Genomic DNA, 26184 nt, shown 5'->3' with positions numbered 1-26184 from the left:
AGAGGAAGGGCTTTTCTTTGTCCATTTACCGTACTTTTACTTTCCAGGACTATAGTGAGAGCTGTAGAGAAGATCAATGGATGAAAGGATGAATGAAGCGTGAGATCCGTGAGACCTTGGGTGAAGAAAGTACTTGTGGCGTCTGTGATCATCGTCGCCGTTGGCGCCGGCTTGAGCTGGGCTGCAGAGCGGGGCAGGCCTGATGGGATGCCTGCAATCCAGTTTGTGAAACAAGAATCCAGACCTGTCGATAATTTCGTCGGTATGAAGGGTGAGAAATTCGGGCCTGGACCAGACATCCGTATCCGCCAGGAAAAAGGGATGCACGGAGAGGGGCATCCCGAGCATGATGGGTGGGATGCCGGAGTGGCTGTAGGCATAACGATTCTCGCAGCTGGGCTGCTGTTCTGGGCCATGAGGAGAGGCAAACGCGCAAGAAGAGCCCCTCGAGCCAATCAATTCACCGCGATTACGTCTGCATCCGATTTCCTGGATCAATGGGAGCTGCATCAAAATCGTACAAAGGAGACGAACTAAATATGGGTATTTTCAAACGGGTCAAAGATATGTTTCTGGCGGAAACAAACGGGATGCTGGACAAATGTGAGAAACCGCTGCACATGGTCGATCTCTATATTCGCGAGTTTGGCGAAGAACTCGCTAAGGGTCAGCGGGCGCTGGCGAATCAATTGTTTATCGAGAAGAGGCAGTCGGCGCTCATTGCGGAGGCTGAAGCGAGCGTGGAGAAGCGGGACCGCCAAGCAATGCTTGCGGTGAAGCAAGGTGAAGATCAAATTGCCAAGCTCGCCCTGCAGGAGAAGCTGCTGCAAGAGAAGAAGCTGGCAGCTTACCGCGAGCAGTATGCGGCCATTCAAGAGCAAACAGGCGTACTCGAAGAACGTATCAGTCAGCTGCTCGTACAATCGGAGGAGTTCAATCACCGCCGGCTGCTGCTGGCGTCCCGGGTCAACGTGGCAAGCTCCTTGAAGGAGATGAATCAGAGCGTCGTCTCGTTTCAGACGGGCAACGTCACCAAAGGGTTTGCCCGTGCGGAAGAGAAGGTGCTTATGATCGAAGCGGAGCTGGAGGCCATGAATCGGTTCGTCTCACCCGTGAAGCGTTCGGCGCCGCAATATTTGGACCCGACGCTTACAGCCGAAATCGACAAGTCGCTAGAAGAGCTGAAGCAGCAAGCAGCTGAATAGATACAAAAAAAACCGGCAGAGGATGCCGGTTTTGCTGCGTCTATCGAGCTATGAGATAGGTTCCGAGTACATATGTAATCTGCCGATTGTAAATGATATCCTAAGCACAGTACAGCATTATCACTTTATTCTGTCAGACAAGCCAGGATTACAAGGCTTTAGTAAGTCAGCCATTCGTGTTAGTATATAGACCTACATTGAAGAGGACGTGAATCGATTATGATCAGCATCACCATACCAGCACCCGACGTTACCATTACCAAACAAAGTGACCCCCAGCTAAGCCATATTTATGGATTTACCGATTTCCACTTGATTTCGAGGGAAGAGGGCGGCATCTTCATGTTTTACAATAACAAGGATGAGCTGCTGTTTGTCGGTAAAGCGAGAAAGCTGCGCCCAAGAATCAAAAAACATTTCGAAGATACGGTATCGCCGATCAAAAACCACAGAGATGAAGTTACGAAAATTGAGGTTTGTATCGTCGAAGGCCTTCTTGACCGCGCCATTTACGAAACCTATATCGCCAATAAATTCAGAGCAAAGTACAATCCGGACCGGGTGCTGTAAAAGGAATGGACGCCTTTACAGTAAATTGCGAAAAGTCGGAAGGCCTAGGCCTGATCCGGCTTTTTTTGCGTTTCTATCACTGCAAGAAACCACACATCTAATGAAACTAGAGGAGACCTAAGATGAAAGATAAGAAATTGGCTTCAGATCTTACCGGGCACTGGTTTCAAATAAGCTTATTCTAATAACTGCATTGCAGAGGGCATCTACTTAGGTGCCCTTTTGCCTTTGAATAAGGCATCTTATTACAAGTAACGGTAAGGGGGATTATAAAAATCCAATTTTAAGGGTTATATATAATAACATTTAATATAAAAGCTGATAAATCCGATAATGAGTAAAGATGGCAATTATCAACTATTAACTGAAGGGATTTTACAATGGCTTTGAAAAAGGTACAGATTTGTTTAGAAAATAATGTATATGATAATCCTTTAGAAATAGAATTAGAGGGTTCCAGCTATTTTTTGACAAAAGATGAAACTGGCTACAAGTTGTTATCTTCTACATGTCCTCATGCAGGCGGGAAAATCGTGGACCAAGATTCTTGCTTCGAATGTCCAATACATAGTTGGAAATTCGCTTATTCCGGAGAATCCATGAATGTGCCTAAGCAAAGGATGGCGCAGTATAACGTTTCTGTTGAAGACGGCATGCTTTTCGCGGAGATTCCAAATTCCTTAAATACCAGTGAGCCGCAACAGGACACAACGCTAGAACAAGACTTAATCGTAAAGCTTCATTCGCATGCGTGCCTTGAGTTCAAGTACGACGATTTCTCTTTGATTACCGACCCTTGGCTAGTAGGACCTGCCTTTATGGGGGCATGGCTTCAGTACCCTGCTCCGATTGTGGACGTTCATACATTAACACCATCTGCATTATGGATTTCACATGAGCACTCCGATCATTTCCATGAATCAACTCTAACATTTATGGACAGAAATATACCCATATATTTCCCTGATTTTCCGAATAAAAGAATAGAGGAAAAACTGATACAACTTGGTTTCCGAAACATCTATCCCATGCAGTTCGGAAAACCTTTGGAGATACGCAAACATATCAAAATTACTTGTTTCGAACCCTCTAGTCTATGGAATGACGCGATCCTTCTCATAGAGATTGAGAATTTCAGGATTCTGAATCTTAATGATGCGGGGTTAAACCCAAGAATCGCCAAAATAATTGGAAAGGTGGATGTGATAGCTTCCGGATTTTCCCCTGGGGCATCAGGATATCCTTTGACATGGGCACATTTAGATGAGGACAAGAAAGATCAAATCCTAGAGAAGTCGAGGCTCGGCCTGTTAAAAATGCTTACCCAAGCCATCGATCTATATGGGGCCAAATCACTCATCCCTTTTGCATCACATTTCAACTTGTGGCACCCAACTCATCGAAAATACGTAGAAAAGTTAAGAAAAAACACAGTGATGGATGTTGTTGAGGCTTTTAAAGATACTACGGTCAATGTCGTAGATTTATTGCCTGGGGATTATTGGGGCGTCAAGAAAAACAATATTGTTTATGCTAAGCGCGACCGCTCTAAATTATATAACCAGGCAGAGGTGCTAGAATATCTAGATAAAGCCTATCGTGAAGACCTTTTTTTGGAACATCATCCGAATGATTATTCTATATCAGTGGCTGAGGTGGAGAATTACTTTTTACTTTTAAATAAAACGAGCGAGATTGCTTACTGTGAAGACTTGAGAATATGCGTGAAAGTTACGAATATAGATTCTAGCCAGCACTCTTTCGAAGTTTTATTAGAGATTGAAAAGGGAATTTTAAACATTCGAAAACTAGAAAAGCATGATATAAACTTAACGATTGAGCTCCCAGCAAACATAGTAAAGAAAATCATCACTGATAATTTATCATGGGATGAGGCGCATATTGGATATTGGTGTAAGTTTAGCCGAAATCCGGATGTATATCATGCTGGATTTTGGCGTTTATTGCAAACGCCATATTTTCGTAAAAGCCCTCAACTAACAAGGACCGTTCATCCGGAAACGATTACAGGAGATACGGCCATCGCCGATGTACTGGAGTTTTACGGGGACGATGCCGATAAAATACTTCGGAGATATGGATTATATTGTTTGGGTTGTCATCATTCCACGTTTGAATCTATTTCAATAGGTGCAAGAAATCATGGCATAAATGGCGCTGATGTTGATAAACTGCTGCTTGAATTAAATAAAGCTTTCTTACAGGGGGAAGGTACAATTGGAAAACAAAATGAGCGAGTGGGATAATTCGTACTTAAATCGTGATAATTTCCTATTCTATCCGCACGAAGAAGTCATTCGGTTTGTATCTAAATATATAGTGAAACAAGTCGGGTTAGATGAATATCAATTTATTCATCCCTATAATGAAAAGCCGAAGTTGTTAGATGTAGGTTGCGGAATCGGCAGGCATATTTTTTATAGTCACAGGATGGGCTTGGATTCATATGGAGTAGACTTGTCGAATGAGGCAATAACTGTTGCAAGACAGTGGGGCCGCAATCTAAATGTATCTGATGTAGAAAATAAAATTATTCAAGGCGATATACGAAATATGCCATGGGAGAATGGATCCTTCGACTATGCCGTTAGTCACGGCGTATTTGATAGTACATATTTTAATATTGCCAGGGCTGCGTTTACGGAAACAGCTCGAATCTTAAAGAATGGTGGTCTCTTTTATTGCGACCTTATTTCAGGGGATGATTCAAATCATGCTCGAGAATTCTGGGGAGAAGAAGTAGTAGAAACGCAGCACGAAATTGGGACCATTCAAATGTATTATAACTATGGAAAGGTCCTAGAGCTTGTTAAAGACGATTTTGATATTTTAGAAGCAAATCTTATTCGCCGAGAGAATATTGTGTCAGGTTCGTTCCATTCCAGATACCATCTTGTTCTAAGAAAGAAAAATTAGTGATGCAGTACTGTTGAATACCAATTGGGAAAAGAGGGCGAATAGCCCTCTTTTTATTCGGTTACAAATGCTTGTAATATTAGTGATTCACTGCTAAGTTTTGCTTGACATAGTGAGGGTTTCATGTGAAATTACGGGTATTGATTGAATAAAAAGAGGGGGAACAACGTTGAAAGCGAATCGGATGGAAGCCTTCAGCGATGGCGTACTGGCCATTATCATTACGATTATGGTGCTGGAATTTAAAGTGCCGGAAGGCCATGATTGGGATGCGCTAATCCAGCTCGGGCCGAAAATTCTAAGCTATATTCTCAGCTTCGTCTACGTCGGCATCTACTGGAACAATCATCACCATCTGCTGCACATGGTTCGAACAATGAACGGGCGGCTGATGTGGCCCAACCTGCTGCTTCTCTTCTGGCTGTCCCTTGTGCCATTCACGACCGGTTGGATGGGGGAGAGTCATTTTGCAGCCACACCAACGGCACTGTATGGGATAGTTTTGCTGCTTGCATCGCTGTCCTACTGGTTGCTGCAGCTCGCAATTATGAAGCAGCATGCGGGCGACTCCGCATTCGTCGTGGCCATGGGGAAGAACTGGAAGGGTAAGTTGTCCCCGCTGCTTTACACGATCGCGGCCTTGACCGCGTACGTGAGCACGTGGATATCCGGCTTCTTCTTCGTGCTGGTTACCGTAATCTGGTTCGTACCGGATCGGCGGATCGAGCATGCGCTGGGAGGCCGCTAAGAAAAGCTCGTCGATGCTCGCAGGATTGCGGGCTTCGACGAGCTTTTTCTTGAGGTCGGTAAGATGCAACCTGCGGTTGCGGGGCAGTGACTTAAAGAAAGGTCGGAGACGCCTAAGTTTACAGCGATTTGTAGTCTCGAATAATGACATCCATCACATGCTTACCCCAATTCGAAGCTTCCGAGCCTTGCTCATTCCAAGCGTAGGTAATGAGTGCTTTCCACAAAGCCCAGCCGCGTGCGCGATTAACAGTATGCTGGTCAAAGCCCATGCGGCTTAGGAATATTTCGCGGCTTACGTCATCAAAAAAGTTCCAGGCCATCACAAGATCGCTTGAAGGATCGCCGACGCCCATCGTTCCGAAATCAATGACGCCGCACAGCCGGCCATCCTTCACGAGTAGATTGCCTACCGCAACGTCACCATGCACCCATAGCGGTGCCGATTGATATCTCGTCGCAAGGGCAAGGTCCCATATTTCAGTTAAGAGCTTAGAATCGTATTGGCCGGATAGGCTGTCGATGATGGATCTTGTATCTTGATCGTAAACCGCTAAGTTTCCACCGCGATGAAAGTTTTGAACGCCTGCGGGTACGCCGCGGCTTGCATCGATCGCTTCTAATTCCCTCAGGAACCCCGCGAGATCTTCGGCAAATCCGTTCAAATCCAGTACGTTGGCAGGCGTAATTGTATCGCCTTCAATCCATCGGTTAATGGACCATGGAAGGGGATATTCGTCCGTAGGTTTGCCTTGTGCAACGGGAGCCGGGATCGGCAAGGACAGAAGAGGCTTGAAAACAGGAAGCCACTTGAGTTCTTTCTCAACAGCCGAGGCGTAATTCTCATGACTCGGTAGTCGAACGGTCATTTCGCTTCCTAGCCGATAAGTGCGGTTATCATGCCCGCTCTTCTCTACAGGTCTTATTTCCAGGTGCGCCCACTTGGGAAATTGATTATGAATTAATTGACGTACGAGCTCGGTCGTAATTTCAAACATTAACTTCACTTCTTTCTTTTTAATTGTTGTTGGATAGAAACGCTCATATCATGGAAGGATTAGTATAAACCATACACGGATTCTGTTGAATACCTTCCCTGCAATTCGCTCATTCGGATTTGGATTGTGACGCAGAAGCACATACGATGATAGTTGTTCAAGAAAGGGTTATTCGACATAGGATGGCCCTAAACGTACCGTTATAAAACAAAGGGATCAACGGTTATGGACATGCCAGGTACCCGTACGGCTTGACAAATACAAAGCAATCCGATAGGCTTTAAAATAAAACTGACTGACTAATCAATCGGGTGAGGTGAGGTACCAATTGAACGGGCAAAACGATTCCCAGATTAGCAGCGAGCGGAGAAGGCGCTTCTTGGAGATTGCCCTGAGGAGATTCGCGAAGGATGGTTACCACGCGACCAAGATTTCCGATATTGTCGCCGAAGCCGGCGTAGCGCAGGGGACGTTCTATTGGCACTTCAAAAGCAAGGAGGCGATCGCGCTTGAGATCGTGGAAGACGGGCGCCGCCAGCTGCTGGACGTCATCGCGCAAGGTTACCGGCAGGAGCTGGGGACCGTGCAGGATATGGTACAGGCATCGGAAGCGCTACTCTGCAGGTTGTTTCAATTCGCCGAATCTAACCGTTACTTAATGGAGCTTCTGCTCGGCGGCAGCGGCGGCATCGAACCGATCCGGCAAGCGATCGGCGAGACCCGGGCCGCGATGGAGAGCGCGTTTCTTCATAATATTCGGCGCGCAATGGAGCTTGGCATGCTGCCGGAAGCGATCGATGCCGAGTTTCGTGCAGCGCTCATTATGAGCTTGATCGAAGGTGTCGTCTCGCGATGGTTGTTCGGCTTAGGAGCGCCTGCCAGCGGAATGGCAGGGAAGACTGCCGGTCAGCTGGCGTCCGAGACGGCAAGATTTGAGTTTTTCGGGCTCCTTGGCGTCTAGACTTACAGAAGGTTTTCGGATTATTCGGCTTCAGGCCGGGCAACTTAGAAAAAAATGATTATAGGAGAGAATTCCATGCTGAAAAAATCAAAAAAATCCTTGTTCCTCATGTTATCAATTGTATTGCTGTTCGCGCTTGCGCTTGTCGGCTGCGGCTCGAAAAACAATACCGCGCAGCCGTCCCCGGGCTCGTCCACTTCTGATGATGGAAGCAACGCACCAGCTAGCGGCGGCGACCTGTTGAAGCAAATCAAGGCGGCTGGCGTTATGAAGGTGGGTCTTATGGGCACGTACGCACCTTACAATTTCTTGAACGACAATAAGGAAATCGACGGCTTTGACGCCGACATTGCTAAGGAAATCGGCAAGCGCCTGGGGGTTAAGGTCGAATTCGCTCCTCAGGAGTTCTCCGGATTGATCCCGAGCCTGCAGGCAAGCAAAATTGACGCGATTATCAGCCAAGTGACCATCACCGACGAACGCAAGAAGCAAATCGACTTCACGCAGCCCTACATCACGAACGAAGTGAAGATCATCGTTCGTCAAAACAACGATTCCATTACGAAGCTTGAAGATTTCAAAGGCAAGAATATCGGCGTGGGCCTCGGCACGAACGACGAATCCTATCTGCGCAACGAAGTGCTGCCGAAGGTAGGTAAGTTTACCATCAAGACCTACGATGATGTCATCAATTCTCTTCAAGATCTGAATGCCGGCCGGATCGATGCTACGATCAACAACCTGTACGCTTTGAAGCCGATCGTGGATAAAAACGGCTTCAAAATTAAAGCGGTCGGGGAAGCAATCAAGTCCGATCAGGCGGGGATAGCCGTTCACAAGAACAATCCGGAGTTCATTACGGCGCTCGATAAGGCGCTTGCGGATATGAAGTCCGACGGCACGTACAATACCATCTTCAAGAAGTGGTTCGGCGAGGAGCCGGCAGCGAAATAAGAAGCGAAACGGGTAATGAGCCATGGTGGATTCGCATCATGGCTCTCCGCGATAATTCAAGGGAATGACAAAGGGGAACGGGCATTCATGAGTCTGGTATGGGATAACCTGCTCTTCTTGCTAAAGGGCGCCTATTATACGCTATTGATCACCATCATTTCCATGTGCTTTGGGCTTCTCATCGGCATCGTGGTCGCAATTGCCAGACTGAAAGGCAACCTGCCTGTCCGCTGGCTGGCGCGCGCTTATTTGTCCGTCATTCGAGGCACGCCGGCATACGTTCAAATCTTGATCGTATATTACGGGCTCGTGGATTACGGTATCACGCTCGGCCCGCTGATGGCGGCCTGTGTGGCGTTAAGCATCAACGTCGGCGCTTATTTGTCCGAGACGTTTCGGGGAGCGATTCTGTCGATTCCGAAAGGGCAGACCGAAGCGGCATATGCGGCGGGCATGACGCCTTGGCAGACATTACGGCGGATTATCTTTCCGCAAGCTGCCCGGGTAGCCATTGCGCCGATGGGCAACACGTTTATCGGAATGCTCAAAGAGACGGCCCTTGTTTCCGTCATTACGGTAACCGAGCTGGTGCGATCCGCCCAGTTGTTGATTGCCCAATATTTTGTGAACATGCCCTTTTATTTGGGGATTGCTGCGATGTACTGGGTCATGAGCACAGTGTTCTCGTTCATTCTCGAAGGCATCGAGAAGCGGTTGTCCAAAGCTTACTGAGATGGGAGGCGCGAACCGGATGATGATCCAAACGACGGGGCTGTCGAAGTCCTTTCACGGCACGCAGGTATTGAAAAGCATTGATCTGCGGGTCGAGGCCCGGGAGATCGTCGTTCTTCTCGGACCGAGCGGGTCGGGCAAAAGCACGCTGCTGCGCTGCCTGAACGGACTGGAGGAGCTGAGCGGAGGGGCCGTGGAAGTGAACGGCGTTCGCGTAGCTGCAGATATGTCGGCAAGAACGAAGAGAACGAATTTTAGAGAGATTCGGCGCGACGCCGGTATGGTATTTCAGCAATTCAATCTGTATCCCCATAAGACGGCGCTCGGCAACGTGATCGAATCGCTGTTGACCGTCAAGAAGCTGAAGAGGAACGAAGCCGAGCGTATCGGCATACGGCTGCTGGAGCGGGTTGGCTTGTCGGACAAGAAAGACCAGTATCCATCACGGCTATCCGGAGGGCAGCAGCAGCGTGTCGCCATTGCCCGCGCGCTAGCGATGGAGCCGTCGGTCATGCTGTTCGACGAGCCGACATCAGCGCTCGACCCAGAACTGGTCGGCGAAGTGCTGGAGGTTATGCGGGAATTGGCGAAGGAAGGGATGACGATGGTCGTCGTTACCCATGAGATGAAGTTCGCCCGCCAGGTGGCGAACCGTGTTGTATTCATGGACGGCGGCGTAATCGTTGAGGAGCAGGAGCCGGAAGTTTTCTTCCAGAGCCCCCAATCCGAGAGGGCAAGAAAGTTTCTAAATCAACTTAGCGAGTATTAATCTGTACGTTCACTAATCTTACATGAGAAAGCAGGTATACCGAAATGAAAGTAATGACAACGTGGAAAGGCAAACGATTGTTTACATCTGTTGGTCCGTCCGGCTATCCGGTCGGCATGGACGCAACGCCCGCATATGGGGGCGATGGCAATGGCGCTACGCCTATGGAACTGGTACTTGCAGGCTTAGCCGGCTGTATTGGAATCGACGTTACGATGATTCTGGATCAGTACCTCGGCACGATCCGTCAAATCGAAATAGAAGCCGACGGCACTCGGAAGGAGCAGGCACCGACGGGCTTTACCGCCATAGAGCTGACTTTCCGCGTGGACGGAGACATACCGGATTACAGGGTGTGGAAGGCCATCGAGATGGGGAGCAAGAAGTATTGCGCGGTGTCGGACTCGTTGAAGGCCGATATCTCTTACAGGCTCGTGCTTAACGGAGAAGAAGTAACGAAGGGCTGATCGAGCGCGAGTTCAATCCGACTTCGGATAACTGCATGACAGTACGAAGGATCACATCCTATGTCTCCTATGTGGAGGCCGGTTTTCTCTTCTTTATGAGGGAATCATTCTATTTCGCTCGCAGTCATTCTGCGGGCTTTTTTGTGTTTGAAGCCGCATGTGTAACTTATTGGAAAAAACTGCATACTAAAAAATTGAACATAATGAAAAATAGTAGGCCGCTCAGTTGTATTACAAGTGAAAGGGGGTGCCGAGGTGTACAATTCATACGAGCTCAATGAATCTGTGCGGCGTGCCTTGGATCAATATTCTCACAGCTTAATCAAGATTGCTTTTGCATACTTGAAAAATATAGCCGATGCAGAAGAAGTGACGCAGGAAGTCTTTCTCGCCTATTTGCAAAAGCACCCTATATTCAACAGTAGTGAACATGAAAAAGCGTGGCTGATTCGAACCACAATCAATAAAAGCAAAAACATGCTGAAAACCGGGTGGTTCAAAAGCAGAAACCCCGTTCCCGAGGATCTGAGCTACCTCCCGCAGGAAGAAAACGAGGTCCTGCAGGCCGTATTAGCCTTGGACAAGAAGTATCGGATTCCGATTCATCTGCATTATTACGAGGGCTACTCGATCCAGGAAATTGCGGCTATTCTGCAGGCCAAGCCCGCAACCGTCGGAACATGGCTTGCAAGAGGGCGCTTTATCTTAAAGGAGAAGATTGGAGGCATGGCGCATGAAGAAATCTGTTTATAAATCGGCGATGTCCCGTGTGAAAACAAGCGAGGATTTTCAAGAGGCCACGTACCAGAAGTTAATGTCGGAAATGGATAAATTAGCGGAAGCCAATCCAAACAACCAAAAGGGGCGGATAACAATGGAAAGAGCGAAGAAAAGAACAGTAACGGGTTGGACAGTCGGCATTGTAGCGGTTGCGGTATTATCGGTCAGCATCTTCTCGATGAATCACCAAGCGCCGAATCCTGTGCAGCAGCCATCGGCTGCCGTAACGAAACCTCCGATCATGGGTAAAGTGGCCGTCAATATCGATGGGGTTATCTCCGAAGTAAGCGCAGACGGCAACAGCTTCAAGGTTGGCGACCTGTGGGTAACCGTGACGCCGGATACGGAACTGGGCATCGGAGGCGAGACGGCCGCCAAGCCATCGGAAGAGCTTCTGCAAAAAGAATTTAAAGTCGGCAACATCGTGTCCGGATATACGACGGAAGATGTAAGCACAGGCAAAGTGAATGCAACGCGCATCTACAACAATATGGCTCCGCAAAAATAAATCATGCGCGGGCTGCGTATAGACGGTCATTGATCATGGATAAGTAAGCGTCTAACACTAGGGCACCTTCATTGGAGGGTGCCTCTTCTAAACCGCCGATGGATGGCGGTTTTTTTTGTTGAAATTGCGGCGAATGGCTAATATGCGAACGCAGCATCCCGTCCCGTTTACCCGCAAAATCTAACGTTTGTTGACTGCGGTCTTATGTTTGTTATCTAGAATGGAGCGGGTAACATTCTTTACAATAACATCAACAGTTCAAATTGATACCGCTTCAAATGGTATAAGTACCATGTTCTGGGTATACATGCACACCAGAAATGAAAGCGCAAACAAATTACACGCTGACAAGCGGGAGGGGTGGCTGACATGGACACGAAGAGCGAGCGAAAGCGCCTGCGAACGCGTTGGCGTACACAGGATACCGAATTGACGCTGCTGGCCTTGCCGACGACCATCTGGTATATCTTGTTTTGCTTCTTGCCGATGTTCGGGGTCATTATTGCGTTCAAAAACTTTAAAATCTTCGGGGGCTTCCTAAGTAATATCATTCACAGCGAATGGTCCGGATTCAAAAATTTCGAGTTTCTGTTCAAGTCCAACGATGCTTGGGTCGTCATCCGCAATACGCTGGGCTACAATCTCATCTTCATTATTCTGGGTATCGCGGTGCCTGTCATCTTAGCGCTTATGGTTGGTCAGCTGCACAGCCGCAAGGCAAGCAAAGTGTATCAAACGATGATGTTCCTGCCGTATTTCCTGTCTTGGGTCGTCGTTTCCGCAGTCATGTGGGCGTTTCTAAGCTTTGATAAGGGTATTGCTAACCAATTCCTTACCGGTATGGGCAAGGATCCCGTGAACTGGTATATGGAGAAAGAATATTGGCCGTATTTCCTCGTCTTCATGAACATGTGGAAGGGACTTGGCTACGGCATGGTTGTCTATTTGGCGACCATCACCGGCATCGACAGCACGTATTACGAGGCTGCCGTAATCGACGGTGCCTCTAAGTGGCAGCAAGCACGCTTTATTACGCTGCCGCTCATGAAGTTTGTTATCGTCATGATGTTCATCTTGTCGGTCGGACGTATTTTCTACACGGATTTCGGTCTGTTCTTCCAGGTGCCGCGGGATTCCAATTCGCTGTTCACGGTCACGACCACCGTTGACGTTCTCGTATTCAAGCAGCTCAAGACCGCTACGGTAGGCATGGCGTCCGCTTCCGCTTTCGTACAATCCGTGCTGGGCTGCGCGACCATTCTGATCGCTAACTGGATCGTTCGCCGCGTAGATCCGGACAGCGCCATGATGTAAAGGAGGAGGCGGGATAGACAATGAAAGCTAATTATGAGCAGGGTCTGGACAAATTCAACCGGATAGGCAATGTGACGAACGTCATCTTCCATGCGATTTTTATACTGCTGGCGCTGGTCTGCTTGGTGCCCGTCCTTGTGGTACTGTCCGTATCGCTAACAAGTGAGGATTCCATCCGGCACACCGGATACCATATTATTCCTACGGCGCTCTCCGGAGAGGCTTACCGCTATATTGCCGAGCAAGGGACGATGATCTCGCGGGCGCTCGGCGTTTCCCTGCTTGTTACAATCGTCGGCACGGTGCTCGGCGTCATGCTCACCACATCGATGGGCTATGCGATCTCCCGGCCGAATTACAAGCTGAAAGGGCTGCTGACCTGGGTGGTTTTCATCCCGATGGTGTTCAACGGAGGCTTGGTGTCCAGCTACTATATCAACTCGAATCTGCTGGGCCTGAAGGATACGGTGTGGGCGCTGATTCTGCCGCTTGCGGTCTCCTCATTCAACGTCATTATTTGCAAAACGTTCTTCAGAAGCACGATTCCGGACGGTCTGATCGAATCCGCGGAAATCGACGGCGCGAGCCAGCTGCGCATCTTCTTCTCGATCGTGCTGCCGATTTCGCTGCCGGTGCTGGCGACCATCGGATTGTTCCTTTGCTTCTCCTACTGGAACGATTGGTTCCAATCCATGCTGTATATCAACGATCAGAAGCTGTATTCGCTGCAGGCGCTGCTGAACAGCTTGATGAGCAACGTGGACGCCTTGGCGAAGAACGCTTCGAGCATGGGCATCAGCTACGCGCAGCTTGTTGCTACGATGCCGAAGGAATCCGCCCGGATGGCCGTGGCCATCGTCATCGTCCTGCCTGTGGCCGCCGCCTACCCGTTCTTCCAGAAATATTTTATTTCCGGTCTGACGGTGGGCGCCGTGAAAGGGTAAAAGGTAACTGGAAAATAGACCTGGACGCCTCGGGTTTATTATATTCACCGTGCCAAACGGGCGGTGGAAGCTAATAATAGGGAGGAAATGCTTTATGAAAAAGACGAAGAAGCACCTGCTTGTACTCAGTACCGCTGCACTCCTGACATCCGGTCTTGCGGGCTGCGGGTCCTCGGACAACGCATCCACGAACAACAAGCCTGAGGGCAACAAGGCCGCTCAGACAGAAACGAACCAGCCGGCTCAGACAGAAACGAACCAGCCGGCTCAGACAGAGACGAATAAGCCTGCTGATTCGAGTAATGCGCCAACGCTTGTATGGTGGACGATCGGCGGACAAGTGCCTGCTAACTTCGACAAAGCGATCGCGGCGATGAACGACTACACGGCCGAGAAAATCGGCGTGAAAATCGACATCAAGGTAGCCAGCTGGGGCGAATGGGACACGAAGATTAACACGATCGTGAACACGGGCGAGCCTTTCGACATCATGTTTACGAACAATGGTAAATATAATCAGCAGGTGAACATGGGTGCCTTTGCCGACCTGACTGACTTAGTGCAAAGCGAATCGCCGGATCTCTACAAGCTCGTCCCGCAGAAGGTCTGGGACGGAACGAAGATCGATGGCAAAATCTACTCCGTACCTACGTATAAAGACTCGTCTTTGACGCAGTATTGGGTGTTCGACGACACGTACGTGCAGAAATACGGGATCGACACCAGCAGTATCAAGACGTTGAAAGACCTCGACAAACCGTTCCATGATATTAAGGCCGGCGAGGGGAAAAGCTTCTATCCGCTGCCGCTCACCCAAGGTGACGGATTTAATGGATTCTTCAATGGCTACGATGATATGACGCTCGGCCTGGCGCCGATTGGCGTGAAAGTCGACGATGCCTCCCGCAAAGTCGTCTCCGTGCTGGAGCAGCCGGACATCATGGACAACTTGAAGCTGCTGCACCAATGGTACAAAGACGGCATCATCAACCCGGATGCACCGACCAAAACCGAAGGGGACAAAGCCAAACCGTTCTTCAGCGCGCAGGCCTTCCCGGGCGCCGAAACAAACTGGCAGATTTCAGACGGCGTTGCGAAGTATGACATGTTCCAAATCTTCGGCCCGCTGTATACGACAAGCACGATTCAAGGCTCCTTGAACGCGATTTCCGCCAACTCGAAGTATAAGAAGGAAGCCCTGAAATATCTGCAGCTGGTCAACACCGATCCGAAGCTGCGCAATATGCTGGCCTTCGGCGAGCTGGGCGTCGACTATGACAACGTGAACGGCGAGAAGGTCATCGAGCGCAAATCGGATACGTGGCCGCTGGCTGCTTATACGCAAGGTACGTTCTTCGACCTGGCCGTTACCAAGGGTGCTCCAGAGGACCAGTGGGATCAGGTTCGCAAGCTGAACGATCAAGCAACCTCTTCGACCAGCCTGGGCTTTGCCCTCAACATCAGCAAGCTGGCCACCGAAGTAGCCAATACGAAGGCCGTATGGGACAAATACCGCTATGAACTGCTGACAGGCGCATCCGATCCGGAAACGATGGTTCCCAAGATCGTTGCGGAAATGAAGGCAGCCGGCATGGATGCCATTACGAAAGCCGCGCAAGAGCAAATCGACAGCTATTTCAAATAAGTCCTGCCTGTAAGCGACAGCCAGAAAGCCCGAACGGGGATTGCCGTTCGGGTTTTCTGTCACAAGGATTGCTTTTATCGACAACAACGTTATATGGTTGAGCAGTGGGAGCGACAAGAGCCTATTGCAAAGGAGACGCCGCATGTTTACATTTATGCAAATCAAGATTTATCGCGGCAAATTCATTGCATATGCGGTATTTGTAGTGTTCATCGGCCTGGCGCTCGGCGCGCTCACCTGCGCGGTGCTGCTGGATCAATGGGTGGGGAATTCGCGGAACGAGGCTGCCGGCGCGTACGCCCGGGTGGAAAACGCCCTTCAGAATGATTCCGACCGCATCGAAGCCTTCATGCAGCGGGTGTACTCCAACAGCGGGCTGGTGACCGACATTCGCTGTTTCCTCGGAAATAACGCGGAAGGCTACCTGACGAGCAGGCTGCAGAACAGTCACTATAACCGGCCTCTCGCCTCCTTTCCCGACGACATAAAATCCTTTCTGAGCAACGGGGGAAAAGGAGATATCACGCAAATCAGCTTGCATACGGAGCAAGAGGGCAATGTTGTGAGCTTTGACAGCAACGGGAATACAAGTTTTCAATTCCGCCTGCCGAACACGGATGAAACATTCCGAGAGACGATCGAGCAAGGATTTGTCTACCGCAAGAAGTTTTCGGATCCGAACCAAATCTCTCGCCAGCTGGGTGAATTCCGATTTCTAGTCAGCAGCGACCGGATTTTTAAGACGGTGCAAAATTACCATTTGGATGAAGCTGCGGCAGTCAGCCCATCCGGAGATGTGTACCTCATTGCCGGCCGCGGCGGCGCTACGGAGGAGCTGGTTCGCCGGGCGGTGGCCGATGGACGCACCCACGGCTTTCTATCCACGGGAGTTGTGGATCGTGCTTATTTTGTGATATTCAGCTCCACCGAGTTCGATTATCGGTTCGTCAGCATCGTGGATTTGGCCCCGTTGATCGGGCAAAAAGCGAACGTGCTGCTCATCGTGTTTCTCATTGTACTGGCTGCCATGATCAGCGTGCTGCTGCTCATCGTTTACAATCTGCGTGAGGATGCGAACTTCCTGCGGCGGATTATTATCTCCATTGGACGCGTGAAAACGGCGGATTTTACACTGGTTCACCCGTCTCGTTACCGGAGGAACGAATACGGCATGATCGCGAGGGAATTGGACGATATGATCCACCAGCTCGATCGACATATCCGCACGAATTATTTGCTCAAGCTCAAGCAGCAGGATACGGAGATGAAAGCGCTCCAACACCAAATAAACCCTCATTTTCTATATAATACGCTTGAAGTAATCCGTTCCTCGGCGCTGGTGAACAGTGCCGATTATACATCCGACGCCATCGCCACCTTAGGCGCATTGTACCGCGATATCGTGAAGAACGAGAATATTATTCCGCTCGGGAGCGAGCTGGACCTGCTTCTCAAATATTTGAAAATCATGGAGTTTAAGTATCCGGAACGATTCTGCTATCAGTTTAATGTGGAAACGGCGTTACTAGCCCTGCCCACCGTGAAATTCTGGCTGCAGCCGCTCGCGGAAAACTTCTTCGTGCATGGCTTCAACCCGGAGAGCGAGTACAACCTGCTGATCGTGAACGGCTGGGAGGAAGAAGGGCGCTTCGTGCTGGAAATCGCGGACAATGGCAACAAGATCTCCGAAGAGCGCTTATCCGAAATCAGGAATAAGCTCGCTAGAGGCGATGATGACTCGTCAGGCAGCATTGGCCTGCGTAACGTTTATACCCGGCTGCACTTTTTCTATGGCGGCGGTTTCTCCATGAAGATCGACAACAACGAGGAAGCCGGCGTTAAAATATCCGTGATCCTATCCAAGGAGGCTGCTAACGATGTACAAGCTATTGATCGTAGATGACGAGCCGCAGATTTTGGAGGGCGTGAAGCGAACGCTGGATTGGGAGAAATACGGCTTTGGCCGCATAGAGACAAGCGAAACGTATGAAGGTGCGATTTCAAAGGCGGTCGAGCTGCTGCCGGACCTTGCGATCTTCGATGTCTGTATCGGCAAGAAGCGGGGTTATGATGCGATTCACCAGCTCAATGAGCTGCGTCTTCCCGTGAAATACATTATGATGAGCGGCTATGGCGAATTTCTGTATGCGCTGGAGGCCATTCGCTGCGGGGCCAAGGACTATCTGCTCAAGCCGGTCGATCGTTCGAAGCTGCAGCAATTGGTGGAGAAGATTATCGTCGAAGATCTGCACGGCACGGTGGAAGGCGCGAATCGCGACGATCTGGACATCGACCCTGTGCTCGGCGTGCGCTACGACAGCTTATCCAAGCTGACCAACCGCATTCTGTTGATCGTTAAGGCCGAATATGCCCAGAATTTGAATTTGAAATCAGTTGCGGAACGATTCCGTATGAACGGAACCTACCTCGGGCAGCTGTTCCTCAAGGAGACGCAGAAGAAGTTTTCGGAATACGTGATGGCCTACCGGATGCTGCGCGCGAGGGAACGCATTCAATCTACGGACGAGAAGATTATCAGCATCGCGCTTTCCGTCGGCTATCCGAACCTGAACTATTTTTATTCGCATTTCCATGCGTATTTCGATAAATCGCCCTCGGATTTGCGGAGAAAGGAATAGCGCCGCCATGCGACAACAACGGAATCTATGGCGCCTCGCTGCATCCTTCGCGCTCGTCCTCTTGCTGACGCTGCCTGTTGCTGGATGCTTCTCTGCATCCGGTAATGACGAGAATGCCGCACTACCCGGCAATACGGTGAATTTGATCTACTACACGATCGGGGATCCCGACAAGGATCTTAAGATGGTCAACGACCGGATCAACGAGATCCTGGTTAAGAAAATCGGTGTTACCATCACCTACATCAAAGTGGGTTGGCAGGAGTATGAAGACCGGCTGAACACCCTCGTATCGGCAGGCACTCCGTTTGACATCGCCTTTGCCACGGAGTACACCACCCTTGCGCAGCGCGGCGCATGGCTGAGGCTGAACGATTATTTGTCCAATGTGGGGAAGGGCATGTATGACGCAATCGAGCCTATCTTCTGGCAGGGCGTGCGGATGGACGACGGCGGCATCTACGGCGTGCCAACGAATAAGGAAGTGGCCGTGCGCGACCAGTGGATGTACCCGGATATGCTCGTCAAGAAGTACCATATTGATATCTCGAAGTATACGACGCTGGCTTCCCTTGAACCGCTGTTCCGGATGATCAAGGAGAAGGAGCCGGCTTATCAGCCGATGGAGCTGGATAAGGACTCTCAGAACTTCTTCGCCTTGGACGGCTATGAATACGTATCGGAGAAAACGCTGCCGCTCATGGTGCGTGTGCTGGATCCCAGCTCCCCTGTTGTGAATATATTCGAAACGGAAGAAGCCCGGAAAGTGCTGGACATTCTTCGGCGCTACTACGTGAAGGGCTATATTAATGAGGACGCAGCCATGCGGGAAAGCCAAGGGCTGAAGCGGGGCGCGCAGGTATTCTGGAAAGCCGCAGGGGGCGGCCCGCTGTCGGAGAATAGCTGGAGCAAGGACCGCGGCTATAAGCTTGTGGCTTACCCGGTAACACCCGCTCTGATTACTACGGAATCCATGCGGGGAGGGGTCATGGCCGTCAGTGCGGATACGAAGCATCCCCTTGAGAGCGTCAAGTTTCTTAATCTGCTGAACACGGATCCCGAGGTGCGCAACTTGTTTAATTTCGGTATCGAGGGTGTGCACTACACGCTGGACCGTAACGGTCAGGTGGTGCCCAAATCGCCCACGGACAATAACGGAAAGCCGATTCCGGGCGCGCAGCCAAGCTATGGGGGCGTGCAGTACACCCAGGGCAATTGGTTTATCTTGAAGACCATGGGCGGGAAATTCCCGGATCCCTTGGACAAATGGGACCAGTTCCGTGCCAGCAACAGAGAAGCCGTCAATTCGAGCACGCTCGGCTTCACCCCCGACTTGTCCCGGATGCCCATCCAGATGCAGAATATCCAAATGGTCTGGGAGAAATACTTTCCCAGCCTGATGACCGGCAGCGTGAACGTGGATTCCGTGCTTCCGAAGTTCAATCAGGAGCTTCGGCAGGCGGGGATCGACGAGGTGCGGTCCGAAGTGCAGCGGCAGCTTAATGCCTGGCGGGCCGCCCATTCGTAGGACGATGGGACCATACGGGGGGAATAGGCTTCTTCGCGTGCTTCATCTAACGTAGTTAATGGATAGACGAAAGAAGGCACCCATGGGGGTGCCTTCTTTCGATTTTGCTGTATGGAACTAGCATCTACCCAATGTCATTATTTCAGCAAGCTTGCAATTAGTTTGGCACCTTCAGCCCGGGTCATCAATCCCTGCGGCACCAATTGATTATTTCCCCGGCCGCTGATCAAGCCGAGCTGTTGGGCTTTCGCTACCGCGTCCTGAGCCCAAGGACTGATGCTCGCGTGGTCCTCGAAGGAAGCAGGGCTTTCGGCGGTTATCTTCTTGCCCAGCTGCCATTCGTAGGCCCGAACGATCATGACGGCCATCTCTTCTCGCGTAATCTGCTCCGCAGGCGCGAATATTCCGCCGCTGCGTCCCGTCACAATGCCTGCTTCGTTCACGGCAATGACGGCATCCGCAAACCATTGCGAAGAATTGACATCCTTGAACTTGGATTCGCCTTGAGGGCTCAAACCGAGTGCTCTTGCAATCATGGCTGCGAATTCTGCTCTCGTCACAAGACCTTCCGGCACGAATGTCGTGTCGGTCACGCCGTTCACGATGTGCTTAGCCGCCATTTTAAGAATGACCTCGTTTGCCCAATGGTTCGGGCTGACGTCCGAGAAGGTTTTCTTGTATTCCAATACCGCATAAGAGCTGAAATGCGTAATCGTCACTGTCATTACTCCGTTGACAAGTGTACCGCCCGCATACTGGATCGTCCCGTCCTGCGCGATATAATAGACGCCGAGCAAGTCTGGATTCACATTCGGATCCACTTGGAACGTTAGGGTCAGCGGCTTCTTAAACGTCGTGACCGGTATGCTGGTGTTATCCTTCGTTAGGACAGATAAGCGGAAATCATAGACTTTGCTTCCGATGGTCACGACCGATCCGCTGCGACCGGATTGCTTGAGCAGATTTGCCGTATCTGCTTGAGATACCTTGGTCGCCGTGAAACGGATTTTGGCGCCATCCAGCTGATCATTCGGAATGAGTGCTTTGAGGCTCTCCAAGTTCGATTGATCGAAGGTGAGCGCCATCTTGTTATGGACGAAGGTGAGCGATTTCTTGCCAAGGAGATCGGCTGTCGTGACCGGCAGCAGCGCCGAATCCATCGAGTCCGGGATCTCAATCGAAACGTTTCCTTCGGTCGGTTTGGTCAAATCCGCATCCTTCACAATAAGCTCTGTTGGCGATGCGGGCGTTGTCGGCACGGTTTGTGCCGGCGGCGTCGGATCTGTTGGCGGCGGGTTCGTAGGAACCGTTGGCGTTTTATAGATCGTAAAGATCAGATCCCGTTCACCATTATTCTCTGCGCTCCACGTGACGCCTCCGTCGTGCGACACGGCTTCGAAACCGCCGGGATACGGATTGCCGTCGGCATAGGCGAACCCGTACTTGTTGTTCGTCGAGTTGTCGTCGACCGTGTTTGGCGATCGAAGCACGATTGCGTATTTTTTCGTCGTATCGAGGCCCGTTAGCCGCGGATAGATGGAATACGGCATCGGATCGCCCGGAATGTTATTTGAAGCCAGCGATGCTGTGAATAGCTTCTTGGATGGTTTGTTATCGGCGTCCAGCTCTACGATATCGATGTAGTAGTTATCCTTCGGAACGTCGTTTACGTAGCTCTCATAGAGGTAGAAATCCACCTTCGGCAAGCTGGTCGACGTGATCGAGAAGGTTTGCATCCGCTGCGTAGTCGCACGAATATCCGAATACTTCGAATACGATGCGGAGCTGTCATCCTGATCGATGATGTTTCCGGTATTGCCTGGTACGTTATAGATTTCAAACTCTCTAATCGACGGAAGGAACCGGTTCTTGTTCATATATAACCGGAGCTTCGAGGTCGTGACCGTCGGGAAATCAATGATGCGCTTGTCGCCCAGCGTGTAGCCTTTCGTGATGTCGACATACTTCGTGCCGTTCCAATACTGAAGCGTGTACGTCAAATTCGGGAAGTATTGATTGCCGCCGCCGTCTTCCTTAATGATGACGCGGTTGACATCCGTTTCGGCCTCCAAGTCGATCTCGAGCCATTGATCGTTCACTTGTCCGTCTGCCGCGCTCCAGCGCGTTCCTTCATCGCCATCTCTCGCATTCCATGCGGCATACCAATAATTATCGTATTCCGAGGATGCAGCAGCCGGTTTGTCGATCGCGAGATTCTCCGAGGGCTCCGGAAGCGAGGAGGCCGTTGTCGAGATCCGCAGAATGACAGACTCGCCTTTCTGCTGGGTCCGGGTGTAACTGCCTGTAAAGGTACCTAATTTCGTACCGCTATACAGCTCCGTAATGGTATAGGTCGCCGAAGGGCTTAGTCCGAGATCGGAGAACGTAACTGTGTTCGCTGCCGATTCGTTCAGGTTCCAGTTGGACATCCCAACGAGCTTATCGCCGTTATTATCCGTGGAGTAGATGACAGTCGGCGAATGCTCCAGCTTGTTGGTAATGTTCGTCATGGATACCGGTCTAGCCGCCTTGCCTTGCTTGGCGATATCGATTAACGCAGGGTTCAGGTAAGCATCGAAGCGATCCTCCGAGACGAACGGCATGTTGTCGCCGAGAATCAGGTGCCCGCCTTCCAAGAAGTCGATGGTCGATTTAAGACGGCTTTCGTTCAGCGGATATTTATAGAAGCCGTTTGCGATGTTCTCGGGAATTGCCATGTCAGGATCGTTGTACTGGTACAGCGTTCCGTTCGTCCACCAAGAGGCCGCAGCGTTCAGCGCCTGGCGCTCGATGCCCGAGTACAGGTTATTTTGGAGCGGGATGGTCGTGTCGATCCCCGATCTTCTGCCATGCGCATAGCCGGATGGAAGAAGCGGAGCGATGGACTCGTCGATGAAGATATCGCGATCGGCAGTAAGCAGCTCGTCGCGGGCAATTTGCATGCCGAGGCGGTAAGCCTGAATGCCGTTCATGTTCGGATCGAAGTGCTTGCCCTCGAACATGCCGAAGTCGAGAAAGTCCAGCTTGACGTAGTCGAAGCCCGTGCTCACGAAATAATAGTGCATCAAGTTTCGGATGAAGGCTTGACCGCCCGGATGGGTGGCGTCGACGATATACGTGTTCAAATACGTTTTGATCGGAACGCCGTTATCGTCCTTCAGCGCAATGTCGCCATAGGTATATTCCGGAGCGGCTGGAACGGGCTCGGACAGATCCCACCAGATGGCGAATGGAACCTCGTAGCCGCCTGCTTTCATGCCTTTGCTATGTACATAGTCGGCGTAGCTCTTGAAGTCTTCGCTCGTGCCGGTACCGGATGGACCCTTGAAGCAGCAATCCAAGTTCATGTACGTGTAGCCCAGGGATTTCAAATTGTCGGCAAAATAATCGACCATCGCATGCATGGACTCGTCGGTCGGCATGCCGTAGTAGGTGTAGTAGGTGTTGTAGCCCATAGGGACGCCATCGTTCCATGACAGCTTCGGATCTCCGATTGCATACGTGCTGCCGTATTGCTCTAAGCCATCGCGATAATCATCGTAGTATCCCAGGAAGAACAAGTCGGAGTCGACGGAAGTTCCGCTTTGCGTGCCGCCGGCGTTATAGACGGAGAAGCCCGTCAATGGACCGTTAGCAGCCGAAGCTTGTTTAAGAGACTCCATGCTCTTCCACTTAAACGTGGTGGCAGCTCCCCCGATAAAGCCATGCTTGTTCGTATTATCGAACATGGCGGCAACCCAATAGCTCGTTCCGTTGAAGGGAGACCATGTCGTCGTTAAACCTTGCGGACGATCGTAGCCGTTCTCGCTGTAGCCGAAGTCATTGACCGGAGCAACGCCGAAATCGGTGTTGTTGTTGTAGGGAGCGGTATAGATACGTTTATCTGCACCGTCGCCGATGTCCAGGTTATCCGCTGCCACCGGCTCCATGATGCTGATGGTCTGCGAGCTCGCATTATTCACGGTCATACTTACGAGGGCGAAAGGCTTGCCTTCGTAAATGGACAGATGGAGCACCATGCTCGCGCCAGAAGCAAGCGTGTTGGTAAGCGTCAGCATCTGACCTGTCCCATATTTATCGGTGCCGTCAGTGCCGACATTGGACCATTCCGCCGTTCTTGTGCCTGCGTCATACGAATTGAAGCGCGTCACCGCTTTAGTATCGGTGTCAACGGCGCTGTAATCGGAATAAAAGCCGCTCATGATGCGCGTCGCGCCGGCAGTGAAGTTACCTCTGCCCGTCGATAGGTCGTAATCGATCGTAAGTATGCCATTGGTCGCCGTAACGATCTCTCCGGTTTGCTCGATCGATACCGCCGAGCTGGATGCTGTCGCTGCGGCGAACGTCTTCGGTGCGCCGAAAGGCAGCAAGCTAGAAGCGAGTACAGCAGTTAAGGCGGCTGCTTTAAGCCAACGTTGTATCAATTAAATCCCCCCAAATCCTACATGTGAACGCTTACATGACACGCTCCGGAATCATTATAGTTCGGGATTACAGCTAGAGGAATTCAATAATATGTGCAAAACATGTCCAACTTTTTGGTTGAATTGGGAAATTGACGCGTCATGGCTGAAGCTATTGGATGAGTTCTTTAATATCGAATGGAAGATTGAGAAAATGGAAAACGTACATGCATGTCACGAATTACAGTCCATCATTTGCATGAGGGTAAACATCGCAAACTTTTAGTGATATACTTCCATTAAGTAAGAGAGGAGAGATTTTATGAAAACACTAGTGATCGTCGTTCATCCGAATATCGAGCAGTCCCGCATTAATAAATCGTGGATGCAGGCCTTGCAGGAGCAAAGCGAGGTTACCGTGCATCAGCTGTATCCCGCCTACCCCGACTTTAAGATCGACGCGGCGAAAGAGCAGGCGCTGCTGGAGGCGCATGACCGCGTGATCTTCCAATTCCCATTCTACTGGTATAGCTCGCCGGCATTGCTGAAGGAATGGTTCGATCGCGTGCTTGCCCATGGCTGGGCGTATGGACCTGGTGGCGATAAGCTGCACGGCAAAGAATGGGGAATCGCCATCTCGACGTCTGGACCTCAGATATCGTATCAACCGGATGGCCACAACCATTATACGCTGGATGACCTGACCAAGCCGTTCAAAGCGACGAGCAGCCACATCGGCACGACGTTTATTACGCCGTTTATTTTGAATGGGGTTACGCGTGTCAGCGACGAGGAGCTGGCTCAAAACACGCTTGATTATGTGAAGTTCGTGACATCCATGCAACCTGCATCTGTGTAAGAGGCAGGCAATGACAAAGCGTTCCCTTCGTGCCGATTAACTAGCGGCAGCGGGAACGCTTTTTTATTGGCGCTTAGAAGTGCCTTGCGAATATGACAAGTAGCACTTTAGGACTTTAACTTTTCAATTGATAGGTTAACTCGATAGTGGCCATATTTTAAGATGCGGTCAAGAAGTAATTCCATTTCTTCATTTGAGGCAGAGTGTGCGGTCAACAAAAAGGAGCATCCATCCCCACTGATCCGGTGTACTTCGGAAATCGCCTCTTCCGCATTGAAAAACGTATGAAATGCTGGATGATTGGCTGCATCCACAAAAACGTTAATAAATCCAGTCACAGGCTGTCCAAGTTTCGCCGTATTTGTCGCAATCGTATACTGTTCAATGATGCCCAAATCCTCTAACCTTCGAATACGATTTCCCACAGCCTGCCCAGTCATGTGTATTTCTTTACCAATTTCCTTCCATTGTATTCTTGAGTTTTCCCTTAATAAAGCCAATATCTTGAGATCCACATTATCAATCATCATTATTTAATCCTTTCATCATGAAACTTGGAAGCAGAAAACCGTTTCATCAACTTATTTTGTTTATTCGTAATCGTCTCTATGCTTAGTTATATCCTCTTATACCAACTTGTCGAGCAGCTATATTTATTTATAGCACAGAGGAGCAGGCAGGAATAAAAAATATTTTACACATTACTGATTAAAAGGAGGTTTGTTACATGGAAGCTATCTCTTTAATAAAAAGCAATTTTCAAGCGTATATTGATCAGGGAGTGACATTGGTCGAGTTCTGGGCACCTTCGTGTGAACACTGTAAGTTGCAATTGCCGATCATTGACGAATTGGTGGGAAAATTTAAGCATCAAGCTATAATTGCAAGGGTGAATGTCGATATTGAAAAGGAGTTGGAAGTTGAGTACGGTGTAACGAGTATCCCAACTTTGATCATATTCAAAGACGGATATCGTGTAGAGAAATTAGAAGGATTTCAAAGTCGGGATTCATTAATCCAAAAAGTAAAGCTATATACATCTATAGGGGATACTTGTTAAAAATATCCTAAGTTCTTCTCAAAGGCGGTTGATATCCTCAGGAGGTGCCTCCGAAAGTGGAATATTCGCTGACCGATGCGGGTGAGCAATTCTTCCGATTTTGGATAGCATGGTGGAATGGGGCAAGAAGTACGCTATGGGGAATAAGACGCGCTCATAATGTA

General features: G+C 50.1%; 23 protein-coding genes and 1 pseudogene. 21 read left to right on the top strand and 3 right to left on the bottom strand.

The features are described 5' to 3' along the window. Nucleotides 1-99 precede the first annotated feature (99 nt). From KXU80_RS18205 to KXU80_RS18180, 6 genes are all read left to right on the top strand, one after another. Complete coding sequence (locus tag KXU80_RS18205) at nt 100-537, top strand: hypothetical protein (protein WP_219834630.1); 438 nt, start codon at nt 100-102, stop codon at nt 535-537. Nucleotides 538-539: 2 nt separating this feature from the next. After that, a complete protein-coding gene (locus tag KXU80_RS18200; RefSeq protein WP_219834629.1) occupies nt 540-1205 on the top strand; it encodes a PspA/IM30 family protein in 666 nt (221 codons plus the stop codon). Between the two features lie 219 nt (nt 1206-1424). Further along, nucleotides 1425-1775 carry a nucleotide excision repair endonuclease gene (locus KXU80_RS18195; protein ID WP_219834628.1) on the top strand — a complete coding sequence of 117 codons (351 nt, stop codon included), beginning with the start codon at nt 1425-1427 and terminating at the stop codon, nt 1773-1775. 380 nt (nt 1776-2155) lie between these two features. Beyond that, nucleotides 2156-4042, top strand: a complete 1887-nt coding sequence (locus KXU80_RS18190; RefSeq protein WP_219834627.1) for a Rieske 2Fe-2S domain-containing protein — start codon at nt 2156-2158, stop codon at nt 4040-4042. Then, on the top strand, nt 4014-4712 hold the full coding sequence (locus KXU80_RS18185) for a class I SAM-dependent methyltransferase (RefSeq protein WP_219834626.1): 699 nt from the start codon (nt 4014-4016) through the stop codon (nt 4710-4712). The genes KXU80_RS18190 and KXU80_RS18185 overlap by 29 nt, the downstream gene beginning before the upstream one ends. Before the next feature lie 169 nt (nt 4713-4881). Further along, nucleotides 4882-5460, top strand: a complete 579-nt coding sequence (locus KXU80_RS18180) for a TMEM175 family protein (protein ID WP_219834625.1) — start codon at nt 4882-4884, stop codon at nt 5458-5460. Nucleotides 5461-5578: 118 nt separating this feature from the next. Here the strand turns inward: KXU80_RS18180 and KXU80_RS18175 are convergent, their stop codons facing one another. Beyond that, the gene (locus KXU80_RS18175; protein ID WP_219834624.1) at nt 5579-6457 is read right to left on the bottom strand and encodes an aminoglycoside phosphotransferase family protein; all 879 of its coding nucleotides are present in this window, start codon (nt 6455-6457) and stop codon (nt 5579-5581) included. Nucleotides 6458-6785: 328 nt separating this feature from the next. On the opposite strand from KXU80_RS18175, the gene KXU80_RS18170 reads away from it, so the two are divergent. The 13 genes from KXU80_RS18170 (at nt 6786) to KXU80_RS18110 (ending at nt 19698) form a co-directional block, all read left to right on the top strand. Continuing rightward, complete coding sequence (locus tag KXU80_RS18170; RefSeq protein WP_219834623.1) at nt 6786-7418, top strand: TetR/AcrR family transcriptional regulator; 633 nt, start codon at nt 6786-6788, stop codon at nt 7416-7418. A 75-nt stretch (nt 7419-7493) separates the two neighbouring features. Beyond that, complete coding sequence (locus KXU80_RS18165; protein ID WP_219834622.1) at nt 7494-8372, top strand: substrate-binding periplasmic protein; 879 nt, start codon at nt 7494-7496, stop codon at nt 8370-8372. 87 nt (nt 8373-8459) lie between these two features. Further along, entirely contained in the window at nt 8460-9104 is a 645-nt protein-coding gene (locus KXU80_RS18160) for an amino acid ABC transporter permease (protein WP_219834621.1), read from the top strand. Between the two features lie 22 nt (nt 9105-9126). Beyond that, the gene (locus KXU80_RS18155) at nt 9127-9873 is read left to right on the top strand and encodes an amino acid ABC transporter ATP-binding protein (protein ID WP_219839105.1); all 747 of its coding nucleotides are present in this window, start codon (nt 9127-9129) and stop codon (nt 9871-9873) included. 44 nt (nt 9874-9917) lie between these two features. Then, nucleotides 9918-10340: an OsmC family protein gene (locus tag KXU80_RS18150; RefSeq protein ID WP_219834620.1), complete on the top strand. Its 423-nt coding sequence runs from the start codon at nt 9918-9920 to the stop codon at nt 10338-10340. Between the two features lie 255 nt (nt 10341-10595). After that, nucleotides 10596-11093: an RNA polymerase sigma factor gene (locus KXU80_RS18145; RefSeq protein ID WP_219834619.1), complete on the top strand. Its 498-nt coding sequence runs from the start codon at nt 10596-10598 to the stop codon at nt 11091-11093. Beyond that, the gene (locus tag KXU80_RS18140; RefSeq protein ID WP_219834618.1) at nt 11074-11628 is read left to right on the top strand and encodes a hypothetical protein; all 555 of its coding nucleotides are present in this window, start codon (nt 11074-11076) and stop codon (nt 11626-11628) included. The genes KXU80_RS18145 and KXU80_RS18140 overlap by 20 nt, the downstream gene beginning before the upstream one ends. 369 nt (nt 11629-11997) lie before the next feature. After that, on the top strand, nt 11998-12942 hold the full coding sequence (locus KXU80_RS18135) for an ABC transporter permease (protein ID WP_219834617.1): 945 nt from the start codon (nt 11998-12000) through the stop codon (nt 12940-12942). Nucleotides 12943-12962: 20 nt separating this feature from the next. Continuing rightward, nucleotides 12963-13886: a carbohydrate ABC transporter permease gene (locus tag KXU80_RS18130; protein WP_219834616.1), complete on the top strand. Its 924-nt coding sequence runs from the start codon at nt 12963-12965 to the stop codon at nt 13884-13886. Nucleotides 13887-13980: 94 nt separating this feature from the next. Continuing rightward, nucleotides 13981-15531, top strand: coding sequence for an ABC transporter substrate-binding protein (locus KXU80_RS18125; RefSeq protein WP_219834615.1), 1551 nt, complete (start codon nt 13981-13983; stop codon nt 15529-15531). A gap of 142 nt (nt 15532-15673) precedes the next feature. Continuing rightward, nucleotides 15674-17434, top strand: coding sequence for a sensor histidine kinase (locus KXU80_RS18120; RefSeq protein WP_219834614.1), 1761 nt, complete (start codon nt 15674-15676; stop codon nt 17432-17434). Next, the gene (locus KXU80_RS18115) at nt 17409-18170 is read left to right on the top strand and encodes a response regulator transcription factor (protein WP_219834613.1); all 762 of its coding nucleotides are present in this window, start codon (nt 17409-17411) and stop codon (nt 18168-18170) included. Before KXU80_RS18120 ends, KXU80_RS18115 begins: the two co-directional genes overlap by 26 nt. A gap of 7 nt (nt 18171-18177) precedes the next feature. Further along, nucleotides 18178-19698 carry an ABC transporter substrate-binding protein gene (locus KXU80_RS18110; RefSeq protein WP_219834612.1) on the top strand — a complete coding sequence of 507 codons (1521 nt, stop codon included), beginning with the start codon at nt 18178-18180 and terminating at the stop codon, nt 19696-19698. Nucleotides 19699-19835: 137 nt separating this feature from the next. Here KXU80_RS18110 and KXU80_RS18105 read toward each other — a convergent pair whose 3' ends face one another. Further along, nucleotides 19836-24122 (bottom strand): S-layer homology domain-containing protein, encoded by a 4287-nt coding sequence (locus KXU80_RS18105; RefSeq protein WP_219834611.1) that lies wholly within the window; start codon nt 24120-24122, stop codon nt 19836-19838. 301 nt (nt 24123-24423) lie between these two features. Between KXU80_RS18105 and KXU80_RS18100 the strand changes: the two genes are divergently transcribed. Beyond that, on the top strand, nt 24424-24960 hold the full coding sequence (locus tag KXU80_RS18100; RefSeq protein ID WP_219834610.1) for an NAD(P)H-dependent oxidoreductase: 537 nt from the start codon (nt 24424-24426) through the stop codon (nt 24958-24960). Nucleotides 24961-25067: 107 nt separating this feature from the next. Here the strand turns inward: KXU80_RS18100 and KXU80_RS18095 are convergent. Then, a pseudogene (locus KXU80_RS18095) lies at nt 25068-25506 on the bottom strand (Lrp/AsnC family transcriptional regulator). 181 nt (nt 25507-25687) lie between these two features. Here KXU80_RS18095 and KXU80_RS18090 point away from each other — a divergent pair. Then, nucleotides 25688-26020, top strand: a complete 333-nt coding sequence (locus tag KXU80_RS18090) for a thioredoxin family protein (RefSeq protein WP_219834609.1) — start codon at nt 25688-25690, stop codon at nt 26018-26020. Nucleotides 26021-26184 lie beyond the last annotated feature (164 nt).

It is taken from the genome of Paenibacillus sp. R14(2021) (assembly GCF_019431355.1).
Lineage (GTDB): Bacteria > Bacillota > Bacilli > Paenibacillales > Paenibacillaceae > Paenibacillus_Z.
The sequence above is the reverse complement of the archived record's forward strand: the minus strand, read 5'-3'. Positions and strand labels throughout refer to the sequence as shown.